The sequence below is a fragment of the Neptunicoccus cionae genome (assembly GCF_002860325.1).
GTDB lineage: Bacteria > Pseudomonadota > Alphaproteobacteria > Rhodobacterales > Rhodobacteraceae > Amylibacter > Amylibacter lutimaris.
The window spans coordinates 302,451-323,789 of sequence record NZ_PKOJ01000004.1; the positions used below are offsets into that span (position 1 = coordinate 302,451).

Genomic DNA, 21,339 nt, shown 5'->3' on the forward strand with positions numbered 1-21,339 from the left:
GAACCGGCAGACGCGCCTGACCACTCCGGCCAGACGCGTCGTCATTATTGTCTAACTGCGGGGATTACAGAATTCCCGGCAGGTTTAACCCGTTTTCCCGCGCGCATTCCTTGGCCTCTTCATAGCCTGCATCTGCGTGGCGCATCACGCCTGTTGCCGGATCGTTCCAGAGCACCCGCGCAATGCGGCGGTCGGCGTCTTCGGAACCGTCACAACAGATCACCATGCCGGAGTGTTGGGAAAAGCCCATGCCAACGCCCCCGCCATGATGCAGCGACACCCAAGTCGCGCCCGAAGCGGTATTCAGCAACGCGTTCAATAGCGGCCAGTCCGACACAGCATCGGAACCATCCATCATCGCCTCGGTTTCGCGATTGGGAGAAGCAACCGAGCCGCTATCCAGATGGTCGCGCCCGATCACGATCGGGGCTTTCAATTCGCCTTTTCGCACCATTTCGTTGAAGGCCAGTCCCAGTTTGTGGCGCACGCCCAGACCGACCCAGCAGATCCGCGCTGGCAGCCCTTGGAAGGAGATCCGCTCCCGCGCCATATCCAGCCAGTTGTGCAGATGGGCGTCTTCGGACAGGATTTCCTTCACCTTGGCGTCTGTCTTGTAGATGTCCTCGGGATCACCCGATAGCGCGGCCCATCGGAAGGGACCAATGCCGCGGCAGAACAGCGGGCGGATATAGGCAGGCACAAATCCGGGGAAGTCAAAAGCGTTGTCCAGCCCTTCTTCCAGTGCCATCTGGCGGATGTTGTTGCCGTAATCCACGGTGGGTATGCCCATTGCGTGGAAGTCGCACATCGCCTTGACCTGCACCTTCATGCTGGCCCGCGCAGCTTTTTCCACCGCTTTGGGATCGCTCTCCCGCTTCTCGCGCCATTCGCCCATGCTCCAGCCTTGGGGCAGGTAGCCGTTGACCGGATCATGGGCCGAGGTCTGGTCAGTCACAATATCGGGACGCACGCCTCGTTTAACCAGTTCAGGGAAAATATCGGCAGCATTGCCCAGCAGTCCGACGGATTTTGCCTCACCCGCTGCGGTCCAGCGCTCGATCATCTCCAGCGCTTCGTCCAGCGTTTCCGCCCGTTCGTCCACGTATTTGGTGCGAAGCCGGAAGTCGATGCTATCCGGATTGCACTCTACCGCCAGACAGCAGGCACCTGCCATTACGGCGGCAAGCGGTTGTGCGCCGCCCATGCCGCCCAGACCACCTGTCAAAATCCATTTGCCTTTCAGATCACCGCCGTAATGCTGGCGGCCTGCCTCGACAAAGGTTTCATAGGTGCCTTGCACGATGCCTTGAGAACCGATGTAAATCCACGAACCGGCAGTCATCTGCCCGTACATGGCAAGCCCTTTCTTATCCAGCTCGTTAAAGTGGTCCCAATTGGCCCAATGGGGCACAAGGTTGGAGTTGGCGATCAATACGCGGGGCGCGTCTTTGTGGGTCTGGAACACGCCGACGGGTTTGCCCGATTGCACCAGCAGGGTCTGGTCATCCTCCAGCGCTTTCAGGCTTTCGACGATCTTGTCAAAATCCGCCCAAGTACGGGCCGCGCGGCCGATACCGCCATAAACCACCAGCTCGTGCGGGTTTTCCGCCACATCTGGGTGCAGGTTGTTCATCAACATGCGCATCGGCGCTTCGGTCAGCCAGCTTTTGGCGGTGATCTCGGTTCCGGTGGCCGGAAAGACGTCGCGGGCATTTTTGCGGGGATTGGTCATGGGATACCTTTCGAAAGAATATAGGGGCTGGCGCGGCTCAGTCGCGCAGGGCAGGGGTTTTAACAGCGGCGGCCTTGAGGATTGCGCCGGTGCGGATCAGCACTGCGGCCTGTTCCAGATCAGGGGCGAGATAGCGGTCTTCCTCTATGGTTTTGACCGATTTGCGCAGTTCACTGACCACGCGCTCCAGCGGGGCGCTGGTGGTCAGGGGGGCGCGGAACTCGATCCCTTGCGCCGCACACAGCAGTTCCACTCCGAGTATCCGTTCCAGATTGGCGACCATCCGTCCCAGACGCACGGCACCGTGGGCAGCCATGCTAACGTGATCTTCCTGATTGGCACTGGTGGGCGTGCTATCGGTCACACAGGGGTTCGCCAGATGTTTGTTTTCGGACATCAGCGCGGCCGTGGTCACCTCGGCAATCATCAGGCCCGAGTTCAGGCCGGGGTTGGGTGTCAGGAACGGCGGCAGGTCATGGCTCAGTACCGGATCAACGATCAGCGCGATCCGGCGCTGCGCGATTGCGCCGATTTCAGCAACGGCCAGCGCGATCATGTCAGCGGCAAAGCCTACGGGTTCGGCGTGGAAATTCCCGCCCGATACAATCAGGCCTGCGCCGACCAGCACCAGCGGATTATCCGTGGCAGCATTGGCCTCGATCTCCAGCGTGCGGGCGGCCATGCGGAGCATATCCATCGCAGCCCCAGTAACCTGCGGCTGGCAGCGGATGCAGTAAGGGTCTTGCACCCGCGTGTCGCCTTCGCGGTGGCTTTCACGAATGACCGAGCCGTCCAGAAGGTCGCGCATGGTGGCGGCGGCTTCGATCTGTCCGGCATGGCCGCGCAGGGTGTGGATTTCCGGTTCCAACGGGGCGGTAGAGCCCATGATCGCATCGGTGGACATCGCGGATGTCACCAGCGCCGCATTCATTGCCCGCCAAGCGTCAAACAATCCCGCCAGAGCAAAAGCCGTGCTGAACTGTGTGCCGTTGATCAACGCCAGCCCTTCCTTGGCGCCCAGCACAACGGGTTTCAGTCCGGCCCGTTTCAGGGCTTCTGCACCGCTCAGGGTTTCGCCCTGATACTGCGCTTCGGCGTGGCCCATCATCACTGCGGCCATATGGGCCAGTGGCGCCAGATCGCCCGAGGCCCCGACCGATCCCTGCACGGGGATCAGCGGTGTGACGCCTTTTTCCAGCATGGATTCAATCAGATGCACGATCTCCAGCCGCACGCCCGAGGCCCCACGCCCGAGGCTGAGGAGTTTAAGCGCCATCATCAGGCGGGCGTGTGCGGTTGCAATCGGCTCACCCACGCCGCAGCAGTGGGACAGGATCAGGTTGCGCTGCAAAGTGGCCGTGTCCTTGGCTGCGATCTTGACGCTGGCCAGTTTGCCAAAGCCGGTGTTCACACCATAAACAGCAGTATCGCCATTGGCGGCGGCGTCGATCCGTTCCTGCGCTGCAACAATGTCGGGATGGCAGGCAGGGTCCAGTTTCACACTGGCGCCCTCGCGGTAGATCACGGCCAGATCGTCCAGCGTCACAGAACCGGGGGAGAGGGTAAGCGTGGTCATGTAAGGTCTCCGAAAATACGGGTGTGAAGGGGATTAAATCCGATGCGATAGGCTAGTTCTGCAGGGTGTTTTACGTCCCAGACCGTCAGATCCGCCTTTTGACCTGCGGCAAGGGTGCCCTGATCCGACAGGCCAAGCGCACGGGCTGCGTTGACGGTGACACCGCGCAGGGCTTCTTCGGGGGTCATACGGAACAGGGTGCAGCCCATGTTCAGGGTCAACAAAATGGAATTCAGCGGCGAGGAACCGGGGTTGATATCAGTCGCCAGCGCCATTGGAACGCCGTGTTTGCGCAGCAGATCAATCGGCGGCGCCTGTGTTTCACGCAAGGTGTAAAACGCTCCGGGCAGGATTACGGCAACGGTTCCAGCCTCTGCGAGCGCTTTTGCGCCATCCTCGTCCAGATACTCGATATGATCCGCCGACAAAGCGCCGTAACGGGCGGCAAGTTTCGCGCCCCCGAGGTTGGACAGTTGTTCAGCGTGAAGCTTGACCGGCAGGCCGAGTTCCTTGGCCACATCAAAGACGCGGGCGATCTGGTCAGGCTGGAAGGCGATGCCTTCGCAAAACCCGTCCACTGCATCCACCAGCCCTTCGGCGTGGGCGGCACGCAGGGCAGGGATGCAGACCTCGTCAATATAAGCGTCATCGCGGTCTTTGTATTCGGCAGGGGTGGCATGGGCGCCCAAAAAGCTGGTGACAACCCGCACAGGGCGATGGTTCGGGATAGCACGGGCAACGCGCAGCATGCGTAGTTCGGTGCCCACGTCCAGACCATAACCGGACTTGATTTCAAGCGTGGTCACACCTTCGCTGATCAGCACATCGACGCGGCGCAAAGCCTCTGCCAACAGTTCGGATTCGCTGGCGTTGCGGGTGGCTGTCACGGTGGAGACGATTCCGCCACCGGCGCGGGCGACCTCTTCGTACGAGGCTCCGTTAAGGCGCATCTCGAACTCAACCGCACGATCGCCGCCGTGCACGATATGCGTGTGGCAGTCGATCAGGCCGGGCGTGACCAGTCTGCCGCCCATCGTTCGATTTTCAAATAATTGATATTGCTCCGGAATTTCAGCAGCAGAACCGATCCAGACGATGGTCCCGTCATCGATCGCAATAGCGGCATCTTCGATCATTCCATATGGCGCGGCGGTCTCTGTCATCGTCGCCGCCTTCAGGTCTGTCAGTAATTGGGTCCGGTCGGGCATGGGTGAATCTCCTTCCTGTTCAGCATTAAGTATATTCTCATTGCTTATATGTCTATACATAAAAAATGGAAAACAGATGCCGGCTGATGGTAACACTCCGCTTTGCACGGGGTTTGCGCTGGAGGTGCGCCCATGAAATTGCCGATCAGGCCAAGCTGGTATATTTCGCGTTGTAGTAGGCTTGGTGTTCAGGATAGAAAGCGGGCAACTCGGCACGAAAGGCGACACCCCCGTGAAAATGCGCGACACATTCATTAAACCGATGCATCCGGAAGGCCGCAAATTCGTGGCTATCTTTGCCTCGATTACTCTGGTGCTTTTCCTGATCGCTGATTTTCTTGGCTGGATCGGTGTGGGCCTGACGGTCTGGTGCTATTACTTTTTCCGGGATCCGAAGCGCGTTACACCCGAACGGGACGGCTTGATCGTCAGCCCTGCGGACGGGGTCGTTTCGCTGATCGAAAAAGCAGTGCCGCCTGCGGAACTTGGCATGGCGGATACGCCACTGACCCGTGTCAGCGTGTTCATGAGCGTGTTTAACTGCCACGTAAACCGCGCACCGATTGGCGGGAAGATCACGGCGATTGCCTATCGCCCCGGTAAATTCTTCAATGCCTCGCTGGATAAAGCCAGCGCCGATAACGAACGCAACAGTCTGTGCATCGAAATGGAAGATGGCCGTCAGATTGCAGTTGTCCAGATCGCGGGGCTGGTTGCACGGCGCATCGTTTGTTTTTCGAAAGTGGGCGACGGTATTCGCACCGGCGCACGCTTCGGGCTGATCCGCTTCGGTTCCCGCCTTGATGTCTATCTGCCAGATGGCGTCGCGCCGCTGGTGTGTCTGGGGCAGAATATGGTCGCGGGGGAAACAGTACTGGCTGATCTGGCCACCGACGAGCCGCGCCGGACCGGACGGACGGACTAACTATGTCCCAGCCTCCTAGCGATACCAAAGCCGAAGTCAGTATTCTTCAGCTTTTGCCCAATGTGATTACCATCGGAGCAATCTGTGCGGGGCTGACAGCGATCCGCTTCGGGTATCAGGGGGATTTTGAAACTTCGGTGCGATTGATCCTGCTGGCCTGTGTCCTTGACGGGATTGACGGGCGTCTGGCGCGGATGATGAACACCGACAGTGCGGTCGGCGCGGAACTGGATTCCCTTGCGGACTTCCTGAATTTTGGTGTGGCACCTGTACTGATCCTGCATCACTGGGCCCTGACGGATACCACCGGATTGGGCTGGATCGCAGTGCTCTGCTATACAATCTGTTGTGTGCTGCGACTGGCACGGTTCAACGTGACCAGCCGGTTGGAAAAGCTGTCTCCGGACCCGAGCAGCGGGACCGACCATTTTATTGGCGTACCTTCTCCGGCCGGAGCAATGCTGGTTATGTTGCCGATGTTTATTGTTTTTCTTTTCCCTGACATCGGGACCATTCCGCCGGTTGCGATTGCCATTTATATCGGTGCAATCGGCTTGCTGATGATCAGCCGCCTTCCTACATATTCATTCAAGAACATTTCAATCGCTCGCAAATACGCCAAATATCTGATGTTGATGGCGGTTTTGATGGCGGCTGCGTTATTTACCTATCTGTGGGCAACTCTTGTGCTGTTCTGCGTGATTTATCTGCTGGGGCTGGTACGGGCGTTTCAACTGGATCGAAGAGCGAAGAAAAATACTGAAGGGTAGTTACGATGGAACTTGAGGCAGTCAAATCCTCTTATGCGCGATGGGCCCCTGTTTATGACAAGACTTTTGGTATCATCACCAGCGGCGGAAGACGGGCTGCTGTGGGATTTATCAACGGCCAAAAAGATTGCCGGAACGTTCTTGAAGTGGGGGTGGGCACGGGGCTTGCCTTGCAGCACTATCGTGACGGTTTGAATGTAACAGGCGTGGACTTCAGCACCGATATGCTGAAAAAGGCCCGCGAAAAAGTGGACAAACAGGGGCTGAGCCACGTAAAGGAACTGCGCCAGATGGATGCACGGGAGCTGGATTTTCCGGATAACTATTTTGATGCGGTCGCGGCGATGCATATCGTGTCTGTCGTGCCGGAGCCGGAGAAAGTGATGGCTGAAATGGCCCGTGTCTGCAAACCCGGGGGAAAGGTTGTCATCACCAACCACTTCGCCAAAGAAGCCGGTGCAATGGCCGTCGTTGAAAAAATGTCTGCGCCCTTCGCAAATCTGCTGGGGTGGCATTCCGATTTCGAGATGAGCACGGTTCTGAAACAGCCGAACCTGAAGCTGGTAGAAAAACGACCGCTGCCGCCGGTTAACATGATGACGTTTCTGGTTCTGGAGAAAACCCAGAGCAATTGAGCCGGTCCGTTTCTGACCAGTCACAACCAGACGCGACACGGGGGCGCAGCCCCTTTAGCTTTGCAGCTATTCACAGATATAAGCATCTTATGATCCGTCGTTTGACATATTCTCTTCTGGCCTGTTGCGCCGCAGTAATGATCGCTTGGGCGGGTGTAAGCTCTGCGACCATGATGGCGCCGGAACGGGGCGAGGTGGACAAACTGGAAACCGCCTTGGTGTTCGGTTTGTCAGCTGCGGACTTTTGTGAAGAAGGTACTGCGGGCCACAGCCACGAATGTCCGTTCTGTCTGACCGTTTCCAAGGCGCCCCTTATCCGTCCGGCTGCAACAGTCACTTTGTTGACGCCCTTTGACGGATGGCGCGCTCTTGCGGGCTTGACCCGTCACGCAGAGGCACCTTCGCCCCATTACACCACCCGCGCTCCGCCGGCGTTGGTCTGATACCGCCTGTTTAAAGGCAATCAAGACTGAAAACGCGGGCCCCAAATTGCCCGAAAAAAGACAAGCGTAAGATGTGGTGTTCCCACGTGCGCTATGTGACGGAGTAACAACGTGTACAAATCAATTCTTATGTCCGCCGTTCTGGTGGGACTGGTCAGTGTCGCTCAGGCTCAGGCCGAACAGACCGCAACTGGCCATAGTGCTAAAACAAGCAGCCTAAACCCAGCACAGTCCGGCGAAGCAGTTGCAATAGGCGATCTGACAATTTCAGGCGGTTTTGCCCGTGCAACATTGCCAAACCAGCCGGTCGGTGGCGGTTTCTTCGCAGTAACCCACAGCGGCGATGCAGATGACCGTCTCGTTTCTGTTTCTACCGAAGTCTCCCCGCGCGTGGAAATTCACGAGATGAGGGTGACAGAAACTGTGATGAAGATGCGCAAGTTGGAAGGTGGGCTGCACATTCCGGCCGGGGAGACAGTCGTTCTGGAACCGGGCGGGTTGCATCTGATGTTTATGGACCTGACGCAGCCTTTGATTAAGGAAGAAATCCTGCCAGTGACCCTGACCTTTGAGAATGCCGGAGAAGTTGTGGTTCCGCTCGCAATCAAAGCTCCAAACGCCCGCAAGTCGGGTGATCATTCAACACACGACGGACATTAAACCGGAGCCGATGAAATGACTTTTCAACGTAAACACTATGCCATTCTGGGCCTCTGGGTGATTGCCATGCTTGCGCTTGGACTTTTTGTCTGGGCGCGCTTTGCCCAGCCAACCTATCAAAACGCCATGGCTGACGTGATCGGGCCGGGGGACTACGAACTTGTCACCACCGGTGGAGAGAGCTTTACCCAAGACAGTCTGAAGGGGCGCCCCTCGGCTGTGTTCTTCGGCTTTACCCATTGTCCTGATGTCTGTCCGACCAGTCTCGGGGATATCGCAACATGGCAGGAAGAACTTGGGCCTGACAACCAGATCCGTGTGTTCTTTATCACGGTCGATCCGGAGCGGGATACAGTTGAAAGCCTCAAGGATTATGTGGAATGGGTACCGGATGCGGTTGGCGTGTCCGGAAGCCCCGAAGAGGTTGAGAAAGCGGTGAAAGCGTTCAAAATCTACGCCCGCAAGGTGCCGCAGGATGACAGTTACACAATGGACCATTCGTCGAACGTGCTGCTGTTTGATGCGAATGGCCGGTTCTTTGAGCCGGTCGGGTATCAGGAAGCATTCGACCGTGCGATTGCCAAAATCCGGCGGATGCAACGGGGCTGACAACCGGCCCCGCCGTTACCTGACGCAAACTTAACCCTGTTCGCGCAACTCGTCTGTGCGGTGGATACTGTTATCCACCGCACAGACGAGTTGCGCGAATTTTCCGGCCTTCAAAGGCCAGTTGACCGCTGCATTATTGGCCTTTGGTTTGCAGACGGTCTGTTGAATGGTTCCCAAAAGATGAAACAAACGATTGAAAAAACCCGCCCGTCGAACGGGCTCTATCGGGCTGTCTGGCGCTGGCATTTCTATGCCGGATTGCTGGTACTGCCCTTTCTTATCCTTCTTGCCGTGACAGGTGGTATCTACCTGTTCAAGGACGAGATAAACAACACGGTATACTCCGGTCTCAGGATCGTGGAACCTCAAGAAGCGGCGTTCAAGCCGGCGTCGCTGATCACGTCGAATGCGCTGGCGTACGGGGGCGGTACGCTGAAAGCCTACGTCCCGCCAGCAGCGGCAGATTCATCGGCGCAAGTGCGCCTGGTGGGCGAGGACGGCCTTAAAAACACTGTCTTTTTGAACCCGTACACCGCCGAAGTCCTTGGCAGCCAATGGGACAGCGGAGCATCAGGTAGTCCGGCAATGTGGGTAGTCCGCAAGTTACACTCGCTTGAATACATTGGCTGGCTTGGCAACCGGATTATCGAAGGTGTTGCCGGTTGGCTGGTGCTGTTGGTCGGAACCGGATTGTACCTGTGGTGGCCGCGCAACCGCAGGGCCGGTGTTTTGACAGTAAAGGCAAGGAAGGGTCGGCCGTGGTGGCGGGATGTCCATGCGGTAACCGGCTTTTACACGGCAGGTTTTATCCTGTTCCTGTCGCTAACCGGCCTGCCGTGGTCCGGCGTCTGGGGCAAACAGTTTTATGACCTGTCGTACAAGTTGGGGCTGGGGATGCCTGACGGATACTGGTCTTCCTATCCTGTGTCCAACGTGCCTACGGGGGAGGTTCTGGACCGCACACCCTGGATATTGGAGCATCAGCCGTTGCCCCAATCGACCACATCTACGGGAATACCGGCAGGACTGGATCAGATCGTGGCGAAGGTCGAAGATCTTGGGGTTGCGGCAGGCTATGCGCTAAATATGCCGTCCGGTCCGACAGGTGTTTTCACGGCTTCGGTCTATCCTGATGACATCACACAGGAACGGGTGGTGCATCTGGATCAATACACCGGCGAAGTTCTGTTTGACATGGGGCTTTCGGACCTTGGCACGCTTGGCTTTCTGGCAGAATGGGGGGTGAGCATTCACATGGGGCAGGCATTCGGTCTTGCGAACCAGATTGTGCTGCTGCTCGCTTGTATCGCGATGGTGCTCATGGCTGTCTCTGCCGCATTGATGTGGTGGCGGCGGCGTCCGGCGGGCAAACTGGCTGCACCGACCTATCCCGCAGATCTGCGGGTGCCGCCTGCGATCTGGATCATTGCAGGGTTGTCAGCTGTGTTCTTTCCGCTTGTCGGCCTGTCGATGGTTGTCTTTGCCGCAATCGAACTCGGCCTCCACGGGGTGGCGCGCCTGAGAACGACCTAGACCGCAGTTGCTGGGTTTCGGGTGGGTGGTCTGCCCGCCCGAAGCCTGACAGACGCTCTTGTGCACTAATGGAAATACGTTGCTCTGTGGGAGCTTTTTCAATGATATATTGATAATCTGTAGATAAACCCCGACTCTGTAGGGTATTCTGACGAAAAGGAAGGTTGAAGCTATGCCCTATCTGGAGAGCCTTCGGGTTTTTGTGCGGGTGGTCGAACTTGGCAGCATCACCGCGGGTGGTCGCGATTTGCGCCTGACCCCTGCGGTGGCAAGCAACCGGATTAAAGAGCTGGAAAAGCGCCTTTCGGTGCGCCTGTTCAATCGGACAACCCGCAAGCTTTCCCCGACAGACGCAGGGATCAGTTTTTACGATCACGCCCGACTGGTGATTGAAAATCTTGAAAATGCCGAAGCGGTGATTGCGGGGTTTGCCGGAAACCCGCGCGGGACCATTCATGTGACCGCGCCCCTTGGTATGGGCAAACGGATTGTTGCGCCACTGGTGCCGGATTTTGTGGATCGCTACCCCGAAATCTCGGTGCGCCTGCGTTTGTCCGACCGCAAGGTGGATATTCTGGAAGATGGGCTGGACGTTGCTTTCTTTGTCGGGACGCCACCGGACTCCACGCTGAAGCTGCGCAAGATTGTGGATTGCCCCCGCGTGCTCTGTGCAGCGCCGTCATATCTCGAAAAACACGGCATCCCGAAAAAACCGCAGGATTTGACAGATGGCGATCACAATTGTCTTTTGCTGCGCTATCCCCGCTCGCCGGAGTATTTCTGGACACTGGAAACTCCGGACGGCCTACAGAAATGTGAAGTGGCAGGAAAATACGACAGTGACGACGGGGATGTGTTGACGCAATGGGCGCTGGACGGGCGCGGGATCGTAAACAAGCCGCGCTATGATGTGGCGGATGACCTGAAGGCGGGGCGACTGGTGGAACTGCTGCCAGACACTCCGCCTGTTGCATCGGTTATGGGATGTCTTTATCCCCACCGGCGTTTGCAGGACCCGAAGGTGCGCAGCTTTATTGATTTCATGATAGAAGAAGCCCGCCTGAAGCTGTGACCGGTCGGTTATGCGCAATCGATGAAGCCGATTGTTGTTTCCAGACCTTGCCGCATGTGATCGTTCAGATGGTCCAGCATCGCGCCCAGATCATTGCCGCTTGCCAGACGGATATACAGATCGTGAGACCTGCGTTTCGGGCCTTTGCGTTCGTGGGCTTGCTGGTGCATGGCAAAATAGAATTGCAGGTTCGGCTTTAACCGGTTCCAGCTTTGCAGCAGCAGACGGTGACCGGACAGTTCATAACACCAGCTGTGCAGGTGCAATTCCGCCTCGATTGGGCCGAGCGGATCAGTCGCTGCTTCTATTGACCCGATCAGTTTTTTATTGCGTGCCTTTAAATCTTCCAGCGCCTCGGGTGTGCGTTTTTCCCATGCCTCCTGAAAGGCAAATCTCTCTAACATGGTACGCAGCGAGTAGATTTCTTCCAGATCCTTGCGGGTGATTTCCCGCACGAACAATCCTTTGTAGGGTTTGGATACCAACAGGCCAATATCTACCAACTCGCGGATCGCCTCGCGCAGCGGGCCGCGGCTGATACCAAGCGCGTCGGCCAGCTCGGTTTCTGTCAGTCGCATCCCAGCCGCCAGTTCACCCGTCACCACAAGGCGGCGCAGCTGTTCAACAGTGCGCCCTCGGATTGTGGTGTCTTCCAGTGGTTTGAGCGCGGCGAGATGGTTCACACTTTATGCTCTGCGATGTTCTGGCGGATCAGCTTTTTGTAGAGACCCTGAATGCGCGCCATAACAGGGCGTTCTCCGCTGCCGATGATCTTGCCGTCAATTTCTGCAACGGGGGTTTGCGCCCCGAAAGTTCCGGTCAGGAAAGCCTCGTCCGCGCTATAAGCCTCATAGAGCGAGAAGTTCTTCTCATAGACCGGAATGTCATTGGCGCGGCACAGATCAATGACCTTCTGACGGGTCACACCGTTCATGCAGTAATCGCCAGTAGAGGTCCAAACCTCCCCCTTACGCACGATGAAAAAGTTGCAGGCGTTGGTGGTGTTAACAAATCCGTGGGGGTCCAGCATCAGCCCTTCATCCGCACCGGCCTGTTCTGCCTGCAGGCAGGCGATGACACAGTTCAGCTTGGAATGGCTATTGAATTTGGCATCCTGACTGTTGGGCAACCCGCGCACCTGCGGGACAGAGGCCAGACGTATACCGGCACTGTGCAGGCTATCCACAGGTTTGGAATGTTCCATGATAATCACTAGCGTCGGGCCGGAGCGGCTGAGTGACGGATGCTGGAAAGGTTTGACCTTGGTGCCCCGTGTCAACATCAACCGGCAATGCACATCCGTAGTCATATCATTGGCGGCAGCGGTTTTGGTCAGGGCGTCCAGAATACCCGCACGGTCCATCCCCACGTCCAGCGAGACCGCTTTACAGGACCCGAAGAAACGATCCATGTGTTCGTCAAAAAAGGCCCAGACCCCGTCATAAAGGCGCATGCCTTCCCACATCCCGTCCCCCAGCATGAAACCGCTGTCATAGACGGATACCTTGGCTTCGTCGCGATGGAACAATTCGCCGTTGATATAGATTTTGATGTTCTCGTTGCGGACATCTTCATCCGCATCATGGGTGGTGTGGTTTGCAGGCGCTAGGTCGGTCATTTCGGGGATCTCTGTCAGTTCGTATTTCCGGCGTAAGTTGAGATTAAATTGTCTGATTGTCAACAATCTGGCTCCCTAGCAATCCCTATAGTTCGGCCAGTGGCTACACCGACCGGAGTTTGGGAACGCTGCGGCGCGTTTTGTGATGCTTGTGTCCGGCGTGGCGGAGCGGCTAGAACTTTGGACAGAACCAATGCCACAACAGAAAGAGACGACCATGAAGATCAAAGCCGCCGTTCTGGAAGAAGTTGGACGGGCCATGCCCTATGAGCAAACCCGCCCGCTGGTTGTGCAGGAAGTGAATCTTGAAGGGCCGCAATATGGCGAGGTTCTTGTGCGGATTGTTGCGGCAGGTCTGTGCCATTCCGATCTTTCCACAATCAACGGTGACCGTCCACGTCCCGTGCCGATGGTGTTGGGGCATGAGGCTTCGGGCGTTGTCGAAGAACTCGGTGCGGGTGTAACCGATCTCGAGGTCGGAGATCATGTGGTCTGTGTTTTTGTGCCCAGTTGTGGCCATTGCGCCCCCTGTCAAAGCGGCCGTCCTGCGCTGTGTGAACCCGGTGCTGCGGCGAACGGGGAAGGTGTGCTTCTTGGCGGGGGCACCCGCCTCAGCCGGAACGGGGAACCGGTTCTCCACCATCTGGGAGTTTCCTGTTTCGCCGAATATGCCACCGTGTCGCGCCATTCTTTGGTGAAGGTGGACAAGGAAACACCGCTTCATATCGCGGCGCTGATTGGCTGCGCCGTGCTGACGGGAACCGGAGCAGTTTTTAATACGGGTGCAGTGCATCCTGCAGGGACCACAGCGATTGTCGGTTTGGGCGGCGTTGGGCTGGCGGCTGTTATGGGAGCAGTCGCCACTGGGGCGCAAACGATCGTGGCAGTAGACCGGATACCCGAGAAGCTCAAACTCGCTGCGGAACTGGGGGCGACCCACACGGTGAATGCGGATGATGAAGATGCTTTGGAGCAAATCCGAGATACTACAAATGGCGGCGTGGAATCCGCGCTTGATTTCACCGGTAGCGCGCGCGCTCTGGAATTCAGTTTCGGCATTACAAGACGGGGAGGCACCACTGTGACCGGTGGTCTTCCTAACCCTGCTGCGCGTCTGGACTTGCCTGCGGTAACGTTTACAGCCGAAGAACGGACATTGAAGGGCAGCTACCTTGGCTCGGGTGTGCCATCGCGGGATATTCCCAAATTCCTCGGCCTGCATAAATGCGGCAAGCTTCCGATTGAGAAGCTGATGACCGACCGTTTGAAACTCGAAGACATCAACGCCGGGTTTGACCGTTTGCATGCAGGAACCGAAATCCGGCAGATCATCGACTTCAGCTAGGCGCCGGCCGGAAACTTCCGATTGTCCTGCGCAGGCGGTTATATATACTTGGCGCGAATGTGATGTGGGATATATCACGGCCATCTAGCAGGAGCCGCCGACCGTGTCCAAAACAGAAGATGCCTATCAGGCGTTGAAGCAGGATATTCTGTTTACCCGTCTGGCACCTGACGCGCCGCTGAACCTGAAGAAGCTATGTGCGCAATACGGGTTCGGTTGGACCCCGATGCGGGAAGCGCTGGCGCGGCTGGAATCCGAACAGCTTGTCCTCTCTCGGGAAAATCGCGGGTTCGTCGTGGCGCCAGTATCAGAAGCAGAGCTGCACGATCTGACCAATGCGCGCCAGACGGTTGAGCTGGCCATGTTGCGCGAAGCGATGGAACAGGGCGACGAGGCTTGGGAAGAGGCAATCGTCACAGCCCATTTCCGTCTGGGACGCTTCAAGGTGGATGCAGGCCATCTGACAGAGTCCGATTTTGACGCTTGGGAGTCGCTCCACGACAGGTTTCATCGTGCCCTGCTTGCGGCGTGCCCGTCCAAAACGCTACATTATTTTTACGATCACGTGAACGCACAATTGCTGCGGCACCGTAAATACCTTGCCATCAGTCCGGCCATTCGTGCAGCCCAAACAGGCGGGGCAGAGCGCGACGCCGTTGTTGCCCGTCTTGCAGAGGCTCTTTCCCTAGAGGGTCATACAGTGATCATGGAAGCGGTCATCGATCGTGACAAAAAGCGCGCCGAACATCTGCTCGGCGCGCATATTCAACTTACACGACAGGTGTTTACCACGGCCTTGGGCGAAGCGGTCAGGTGACGGCCTGGCGGGTTTTGAACTTGGCCTGATCCCATTCGCCGGTTTCCATGATTTCCCGCAGGTGACTGACTGAATCCCAAATATCCTGATAGGTTACATAAGGTGCAGCAAAGCCGAAGCGCAGAATGTCGGGCGCACGGAAATCCCCGATCACACCCCGCGCGATCAGCGCTTGCATGATCGGATATCCCTCCTCGTGGGTCAGGGATACCTGACTGCCCCGCGCTTCGGCCTCGCGCGGGCTGGCGAGTTCGAAACCCATGCCCGACAGTTCCTGCTCCACCAAAGCAATGAACAGATCGCCAAGCTGCTGGTTCTTTTTGCGAAGGTCCGACATGTCCACATCCGCAAAAACGCCAAGTGCTTCTTCCAGCGCGATCAGACCAAGCTGGGAGGCCGTGCCGGTCAGCATTTTGTCAATCTTTGCATGGGGTTCATAGCTTTGGGTAAAGGCGAAAGGCTGTGCGTGCCCATGCCAGCCGGCGAGCGGCTGGTGCATGTCGGGCAGGTGGCGGGACGCGACAAACAGGAAGGCCGGTGCGCCCGGTCCGCCGTTCAGGTATTTATACCCGCAGCCCACTGCAAAATCCACATTGCAGCCGTTCAGATCCACCGGCAGGGCACCTGCCGAATGGGCCAGATCCCAGATCACAAGCCCGCCCAATGCTTGGGCCTGTTCGGTAATGCCCTTCATGTCATAAATACGACCCGACTTGTAGTGCACATGGGTCAGTTGCACGGCAGCCAGCGTTTCGCCCGCTTCGGCAATCGCCTCTTCCACCGCCTCCGGTGCGACACAGCGCAACTCGAAGCCCATCATATCCGCGACCTCGGCATTGATATAAACGTCTGTCGGGAAGTTCCCCTGTTCCGAAATGATGACCTTGCGGTCCTTGCGCATCCGCAGCGCCCCGACGAGTACCTTGTAGAGGTTCACGGAGGTGGAATCGCACACAACGACCTCATCCTCTTTGGCCCCGATCAGCCGTGCGATTGCAGCGCCGGTTCGTTGCGGCGCGGGATACCAGCCAGCGTCGTTCCAGCTGCGGATCAGGCCTTTGCCCCATTCCTCTGTCACTGCTTTTTGCAACCGCGCATCAATGCCTTTTGGCAGTGCGCCAAGGGAGTTGCCATCGAGATAAATTACACCCTCCGGCAGATTAAAACGGTCCCGCAGATAGGAAACCGGATCATTGGCATCCATCTTTTTGATGGCATCACGGGTATAGGTTTGCTGGGTCATTTCAGGCTCCGAAGGGGTTATGGAACTGATTGTATATATTAGAATGATGGATTTCAATAATTATATATAATTTTAAGATCGGGCATGTTCCGCTGTAATTCGTCCCTTTGAAACGAAAAAAGACCGCACGCTGGCGGTCTTTTTCTAGTACTTCAGGCGAAAGGCCTTATCCGGCTTTGGCCGGCACGGCATCCCTGTCCGCACCAATGTCCCAAAACAGACCCGCCATCACTTGCAACGCATCGCGGCAGACGGGTTTGAGAACATGCTCGTCCGGAGCATGCTGGGAACATCCGCGATAGCTGTGAGGCACCCAAACTGTCGGCAGTTCCAACACATCGCTGAAGCTGTCGTTGGGCAGGGAGCCTGCAAGATTGGGCAATACATGGGGTTCCTGCCCTGCGGTGCGGGTCAGGCTGTCCTTTACATAGGTCACCCACGGATGCTTCGGATCCAAACGGGTCGCCGCAAAGAAACCGCGGTCCTGCGGGGTGATTTTCACATCCTCAAACCCGTTGGCATCCAGATGGCGGCGCAGGGCGGGCAGAATGTCGTCTGTTTCCGTTCCCACCACATAGCGTAGCTGGCAGGTGGCCCGCGCTCTTGCGGAGATTGCGTTTACCGGCGCTTCGGGCACGCCGGAAGTCATGGCAAGTACAGCAAAACTGTTCCAGCCGTAAACCCGTTCCGCAGGGGTCAGGCTCTCTTCGCCCCAATCCGCGTTGACCTCTGGGCCGTCCCCTTCTGACACTGGAAGATCTTTCAGGGCGGCGCGAATATCATCCGTCAGGCTGGTCGGACGCCACTCGGGGATCTGGATCTGGCCGCGACGGTCACAAATCGTCGCCAGCGCATGAGACAGGATCATCGCCGGATCGGCAAGCAATCCGCCCCAGTTTCCGGAATGGTGTGCCCCTTCGCGCAAATCAAGTGTCAGGTCAAAGCCGATACCGCCCCGTGATCCCATAAACATAGTCGGCCGGTCCGGTTGCAACCTTGGCCCGTCAGATGCGATGAGAACATCGGCGGACAGGCGCTCCTTCTGCGCTTCAAAGAATTCACGCAGACCGGCAGAACCGGTTTCTTCGCTCATCTCAAGAACAATTTTTGCATTGAACCCGAGCGATCCCCGCTCTGCGATAACAGCCTCTAAGGCGGCGATATTAATAAGATGCTGGCCTTTGTTGTCCGCCGTCCCGCGTCCGTAAAGCCGATCACCTTCTTCGACGAGTTTGAACGGGTGTAATCCCTCGCGCCATTGATCTGTTTGGGCGCGGATCACATCGCCGTGGCCATAGGTCAGAACCGTGGTCAGGGCAGGGTCTTCGATCCGTTCCCCGATCAGCAACGGGCCACCGTCAGGGTTAGGGTTGGGAAAAATTTCGCAAGTGAAACCGGCAGCTTCAAGACGGGGCCGGATGGCCTGTTCAAGATAGACCCCCAGCTTTTCCTTTTGCTCCGGGTTCTGGCTTTCGGTTTCATGAGAGACCAGAGTGGCTAGTTCGGACTGGAAGGTGCCATCATCGAAATAGCTGGAAATACGCTCTATTGTTGTGTCGCGGGTCATATTTGATCCTCGGATATTGCATCGCCCCAAGGGGACATGATTTCGGTACAGCCGGCATTTTTACCGTCACGCCGCATGACACCGGCGGTGCAGGCAAAAGCGTAGGGAAAGACCGTGCGGCGTGTGCTGTGGATCGGGTGTTTTTCTGCCAGTCCGTTCTGAACATCCTCTGGCAAGGCATCGTCGACAACGACCGTGTCTCCGCCTGACACATCAATGCGCGGGTGGTGGAAAGCATCCGACAGGGACATGCCATAATCGCTGACGAAAGACGAAAGCTGCGACACGGCACCAACAATCTTGCGTCCGCCTGATGCGCCAAAGGCAAAGCGTGCGCCATCGCCGGTTTCCCCGAGAACAGGGCAGACGTTCATCAGGCAGGGTTTGCCTGCTGCCAGAGAGTTCGGCTTACCCTGTGTCGGGTCAAACCACATGATCCCATTGTTCATCAGAAAGCCGGTAGAGGGCGACACAACGCGGCTGCCAAAAATCGACAGCAGGGTTTGGGTCTGGGCCACCATATTGCCGTGACGGTCTACAACCGAGAAATGTGTGGTGCATCCGGGCGCTTCGGGGGATTCCCCGTCATGGCCCATCTCTGCCAGCCGTTTGGCATAGGCCGCTTTCAGCCCGTCCACATAGGCGGCATAGGCTGCACCGTCCGGCGCTTTACCATTCATGGTCGACGGATCAATGTGTTGGAACACTTGTTGGAAAGTCGGACCAGCGGTCAGACCGGGCAGAACGTTGAACTTTGCGCTGCCATGGCTGAACTCCAACGGTGCATGAAAGCTGGCGTTGTAGGCACGAAGGTCCTCATGGCTCAGACTGCCACCTTTGGCCTGAACATCTTCAGCCATCGCCGCCCCCAGATCCCCGTCATAGAGCGCGCGGTGGCCTTTTTCTGCAATCTCTGCAAGGGACTGGCCCATTGCCTTCATGTTCAGACGTTTTTCGGCAACGCTGGTCCATCCGGCAATGGTCGGCCACTGGCCGTCCTCCAGAAAAAGCGCAGCGGCATCAGGGTCTTGCGCCAGCGCACGGGTGGTAGAGGCGATGATCAACGCGGCATACCAGTCCACGTAAAGACCCTCATTGGCCAGATCGACCGCAGGCTGCACCAGATCGCGCCAAGGCATTTTGCCAAATCGATCGTGCGCTTTGCCAACGCCATCCACAAGCCCCGGAACGGCGATGGATTTGGCACCCTGAACGTTGCAGTCGTCTACCACCTTTTCCCAAGGGAACAGGTCGTCGGCCTTGCCCGCACCCGACAAAGGATAATCGGCAATGTCGAGGTTCTTCGGAGAGCGCATCCCGTAGTTAAGCGCGTAAGCCTTTTGTTCATGCGCGCGCCAAAGCATCATCGCCCCGCCACCGGCAGGGCCGGACATCCACGGTTCGACAACGCCAATCGCGAAGGATACTGCGGTTGCCGCATCCACGGCGTCGCCGCCCGCAGCAAGGACTTCTGCGCCGATGCGGGCAGCACGGGAATGTTGAGCTGCTACCACGCCGTGTTCCGTTTCGATCACGGTTTTGCGGACAGTCTGGCTGTTTGAAAGGTTCGGGATCATTACACGCCCTCCCGCACCAAAGGTGCGCCTGTGTTATGATCGTTTTCCGAGTCGAACAGGTGGCATTCTACATGCCCTTCTGGTGTCGGAACAGGGCGCGGCGGGATGCTTGCACAGTGTGTCATCGCCATCGGGCAACGGGGGTGGAAATGGCACCCGCTTGGTGGTGCAATCGGGTTCGGGTATTCCATGCCCAATTCTGTATCCGGCACGCCTTTGCCCGCTTCCGGTGTCAGCACAGATTTCAACAAAGCCTGCGTGTAAGGGTGTCCCGAAGTGTCAAACAGCCCACCTACGGAGGATTCCTCAACGATCCGGCCCAGATACATCACAGCCACGCGGGTAGCGAGATGTTCCACCACGGCAAGGTCATGGCTGATGAAGAGGTAGGTCAGGTTAAATTCTGCCCGCAAGTCATTCAGAAGATTCAGAATCTGGCTTTGCACCGACACATCGAGCGCAGAAGTCGGTTCGTCACAAATCACGATCTCAGGCTTCATGATCAGCGCCCGCGCGATCGCTACGCGCTGGCGCTGGCCGCCGGACATCTGGCTTGGATAGGTGCGCATCACCCGTTGAGGCAGGCCGACAATGTCAAGGATGTCCCGAACTGCCTTGTCCTGCGAATTGCTGTCGCCGATGTTATGCACCCGCAACGGCAGAGAGATAATATCCTCAATAGATTTGCGCGGGTTCAGCGAGGAGTACGGGTCTTGGAAAATCGGCTGGATCCGGCGGGCGAGGGTCCGCCGGTCGGTGGCGCCGATGACTTCACCGTCGACCCGCACTTCCCCTTTTGTCGGGTCTTCAAGGCCCAGCAGGATTTTGGCGAGTGTGGACTTCCCGCAGCCGGATTCACCCACAAGGCCAAGGACCTCACCCCGGTTGAGGGAGAGAGACACATCATTGATCGCTTTCAGGGGTTTCGGCTTGCCAAACATCCCCTGCTTGACGGTGTAGGTCTTGGAAACGTTACGCAGTTCCAGCACCGGGTGGTTTGTTTCGGTCGTGCTCATACGGCGGTCTCCGCGATTTGATGGCCTGTCTCGTGGACGCAGCGGAAACGGTGGTTCTCCGCAGGCTTTCTGTGGGGGATGGCGTCGCGACAGGCGGCAACGGCCTGATCGCAACGTGTGCGGAACGGGCAGCCGGTTACACCGCCGACAAGGTTCGGAACGATGCCCGGAATGGTGCCAAGACGCGCACCCCGTTCGGTTTTGCCCGGTTGCGGGATGCAGCGCAGCAGGCCACGGGTGTAGGGGTGCATCGGCGCGTTGAACACCTGTTCCGCCGATCCGGTTTCCACCAGTTCACCTGCGTACATCACCGCGACTTTATCTGCGACGCGGGCCACAACGCCCAGATCGTGCGTGATCAGGATCATCGCCATGTTCATTTCCCGCCCGAGGTCCACCAGCAAACGCAGAATTTGCGCCTGAATGGTCACATCAAGCGCGGTTGTGGGTTCATCCGCGATGATCAGTTCGGGTTCGCACATCAGGGCCATTGCGATCATGACGCGCTGGCGCAGCCCCCCCGAAAGCTGGTGGGGATATTGCGACAGACGGCTTTCAGCGGCGGTGATGCCAACCTTTTCCAACAACTCGATGGCACGGGCGCGGGCCGCTTCCTTGCCGACATTGCGGTGCAGCAGCAGCGCTTCCATCAACTGGTTGCCGATAGTGAAGGCCGGATTGAGCGATGTCATCGGTTCCTGAAAGATCATCGCCATCCGGTCGCCGCGCAAGGCACGCATTGTCTTGTTGTTGGCTTTGGTCAGGTCAATGCCGTCAAATTCCATCTGTGTTGCGGTGCGTTTGATACGCCCGCCGAGCAAACCCATCAGCGCCAGCGAGGTCAGGGATTTCCCCGAACCGCTTTCGCCAACGATACACAGGGTTTCCCCGCGATTCAGATCAAAATCAATGCCGCGCACCGCATTCAGAGTGCCCCCACCGACCGGAATGTCGATGGTCAGGTCTTTTACGCGCAAAAGTGGACTGTTCATC

Annotated in this window: 20 protein-coding genes; 10 read left to right on the forward strand and 10 right to left on the reverse strand. The window is 57.5% G+C overall.

Annotated elements, in window-relative coordinates; all coding sequences use genetic code 11:
• Positions 1 to 64 precede the first annotated feature (64 nt).
• Genes hutU through hutI form a run of 3 tightly spaced genes read right to left on the reverse strand, consistent with a single transcriptional unit; the run spans position 65 to position 4,516 of the window.
• Entirely contained in the window at positions 65 to 1,732 is a 1,668-nt protein-coding gene (gene hutU / locus C0U40_RS12175; RefSeq protein WP_101656064.1) for a urocanate hydratase, read from the reverse strand.
• 37 nt (positions 1,733 to 1,769) lie between these two features.
• Positions 1,770 to 3,308 (reverse strand): histidine ammonia-lyase, encoded by a 1,539-nt coding sequence (hutH, locus tag C0U40_RS12180; protein ID WP_101656065.1) that lies wholly within the window; start codon positions 3,306 to 3,308, stop codon positions 1,770 to 1,772.
• On the reverse strand, positions 3,305 to 4,516 hold the full coding sequence (gene hutI, locus C0U40_RS12185) for an imidazolonepropionase (protein ID WP_101656066.1): 1,212 nt from the start codon (positions 4,514 to 4,516) through the stop codon (positions 3,305 to 3,307). The genes hutH and hutI overlap by 4 nt, the downstream gene beginning before the upstream one ends.
• A gap of 232 nt (positions 4,517 to 4,748) precedes the next feature.
• Between hutI and C0U40_RS12190 the strand changes: the two genes are divergently transcribed.
• The 8 genes from C0U40_RS12190 to C0U40_RS12225 all read left to right on the forward strand — a co-directional run bounded on the left by C0U40_RS12190 (position 4,749) and on the right by C0U40_RS12225 (position 11,163).
• Positions 4,749 to 5,441 (forward strand): phosphatidylserine decarboxylase, encoded by a 693-nt coding sequence (locus C0U40_RS12190; RefSeq protein WP_180957684.1) that lies wholly within the window; start codon positions 4,749 to 4,751, stop codon positions 5,439 to 5,441.
• Between the two features lie 2 nt (positions 5,442 to 5,443).
• On the forward strand, positions 5,444 to 6,211 hold the full coding sequence (gene pssA, locus C0U40_RS12195; RefSeq protein ID WP_101656067.1) for a CDP-diacylglycerol--serine O-phosphatidyltransferase: 768 nt from the start codon (positions 5,444 to 5,446) through the stop codon (positions 6,209 to 6,211).
• Between the two features lie 5 nt (positions 6,212 to 6,216).
• Positions 6,217 to 6,846 carry a class I SAM-dependent methyltransferase gene (locus tag C0U40_RS12200; protein WP_101656068.1) on the forward strand — a complete coding sequence of 210 codons (630 nt, stop codon included), beginning with the start codon at positions 6,217 to 6,219 and terminating at the stop codon, positions 6,844 to 6,846.
• Between the two features lie 101 nt (positions 6,847 to 6,947).
• Positions 6,948 to 7,289 carry a hypothetical protein gene (locus tag C0U40_RS12205; protein WP_145991930.1) on the forward strand — a complete coding sequence of 114 codons (342 nt, stop codon included), beginning with the start codon at positions 6,948 to 6,950 and terminating at the stop codon, positions 7,287 to 7,289.
• 111 nt (positions 7,290 to 7,400) lie between these two features.
• Positions 7,401 to 7,949: a copper chaperone PCu(A)C gene (locus tag C0U40_RS12210; protein WP_145991931.1), complete on the forward strand. Its 549-nt coding sequence runs from the start codon at positions 7,401 to 7,403 to the stop codon at positions 7,947 to 7,949.
• A gap of 15 nt (positions 7,950 to 7,964) precedes the next feature.
• The gene (locus tag C0U40_RS12215) at positions 7,965 to 8,558 is read left to right on the forward strand and encodes an SCO family protein (protein WP_101656071.1); all 594 of its coding nucleotides are present in this window, start codon (positions 7,965 to 7,967) and stop codon (positions 8,556 to 8,558) included.
• A gap of 180 nt (positions 8,559 to 8,738) precedes the next feature.
• The gene (locus C0U40_RS12220; protein ID WP_101656130.1) at positions 8,739 to 10,091 is read left to right on the forward strand and encodes a PepSY-associated TM helix domain-containing protein; all 1,353 of its coding nucleotides are present in this window, start codon (positions 8,739 to 8,741) and stop codon (positions 10,089 to 10,091) included.
• Between the two features lie 172 nt (positions 10,092 to 10,263).
• On the forward strand, positions 10,264 to 11,163 hold the full coding sequence (locus C0U40_RS12225) for a LysR family transcriptional regulator (RefSeq protein WP_101656072.1): 900 nt from the start codon (positions 10,264 to 10,266) through the stop codon (positions 11,161 to 11,163).
• Positions 11,164 to 11,171: 8 nt separating this feature from the next.
• Here C0U40_RS12225 and C0U40_RS12230 read toward each other — a convergent pair whose 3' ends face one another.
• A complete protein-coding gene (locus C0U40_RS12230; RefSeq protein WP_101656073.1) occupies positions 11,172 to 11,846 on the reverse strand; it encodes a GntR family transcriptional regulator in 675 nt (224 codons plus the stop codon).
• Positions 11,843 to 12,781 carry an aminotransferase class IV gene (locus C0U40_RS12235; RefSeq protein ID WP_101656074.1) on the reverse strand — a complete coding sequence of 313 codons (939 nt, stop codon included), beginning with the start codon at positions 12,779 to 12,781 and terminating at the stop codon, positions 11,843 to 11,845. The genes C0U40_RS12230 and C0U40_RS12235 overlap by 4 nt, the downstream gene beginning before the upstream one ends.
• A gap of 217 nt (positions 12,782 to 12,998) precedes the next feature.
• Here C0U40_RS12235 and C0U40_RS12240 point away from each other — a divergent pair, with 217 nt between their 5' ends.
• Both C0U40_RS12240 and C0U40_RS12245 read left to right on the forward strand, forming a co-directional pair.
• Entirely contained in the window at positions 12,999 to 14,126 is a 1,128-nt protein-coding gene (locus C0U40_RS12240) for a zinc-dependent alcohol dehydrogenase family protein (protein ID WP_101656131.1), read from the forward strand.
• A 103-nt stretch (positions 14,127 to 14,229) separates the two neighbouring features.
• Positions 14,230 to 14,943 (forward strand): GntR family transcriptional regulator, encoded by a 714-nt coding sequence (locus C0U40_RS12245; RefSeq protein ID WP_101656075.1) that lies wholly within the window; start codon positions 14,230 to 14,232, stop codon positions 14,941 to 14,943.
• On the opposite strand, the gene kynU is transcribed toward C0U40_RS12245, so the two are convergent.
• The 5 genes from kynU to C0U40_RS12270 all read right to left on the reverse strand — a co-directional run bounded on the left by kynU (position 14,936) and on the right by C0U40_RS12270 (position 21,338).
• Positions 14,936 to 16,186 (reverse strand): kynureninase, encoded by a 1,251-nt coding sequence (gene kynU / locus C0U40_RS12250; protein WP_101656076.1) that lies wholly within the window; start codon positions 16,184 to 16,186, stop codon positions 14,936 to 14,938. The two genes, C0U40_RS12245 and kynU, sit on opposite strands and share 8 nt — an antisense overlap.
• Before the next feature lie 166 nt (positions 16,187 to 16,352).
• Positions 16,353 to 17,753 (reverse strand): M20 family metallopeptidase, encoded by a 1,401-nt coding sequence (locus C0U40_RS12255; protein WP_101656077.1) that lies wholly within the window; start codon positions 17,751 to 17,753, stop codon positions 16,353 to 16,355.
• A complete protein-coding gene (locus C0U40_RS12260) occupies positions 17,750 to 19,330 on the reverse strand; it encodes a gamma-glutamyltransferase (protein WP_286134942.1) in 1,581 nt (526 codons plus the stop codon). Before C0U40_RS12260 ends, C0U40_RS12255 begins: the two co-directional genes overlap by 4 nt.
• Positions 19,330 to 20,346 (reverse strand): ABC transporter ATP-binding protein, encoded by a 1,017-nt coding sequence (locus C0U40_RS12265; RefSeq protein ID WP_101656078.1) that lies wholly within the window; start codon positions 20,344 to 20,346, stop codon positions 19,330 to 19,332. The genes C0U40_RS12260 and C0U40_RS12265 overlap by 1 nt, the downstream gene beginning before the upstream one ends.
• Positions 20,343 to 21,338, reverse strand: coding sequence for an ABC transporter ATP-binding protein (locus tag C0U40_RS12270; RefSeq protein WP_101656079.1), 996 nt, complete (start codon positions 21,336 to 21,338; stop codon positions 20,343 to 20,345). The genes C0U40_RS12265 and C0U40_RS12270 overlap by 4 nt, the downstream gene beginning before the upstream one ends.
• Position 21,339 lies beyond the last annotated feature (1 nt).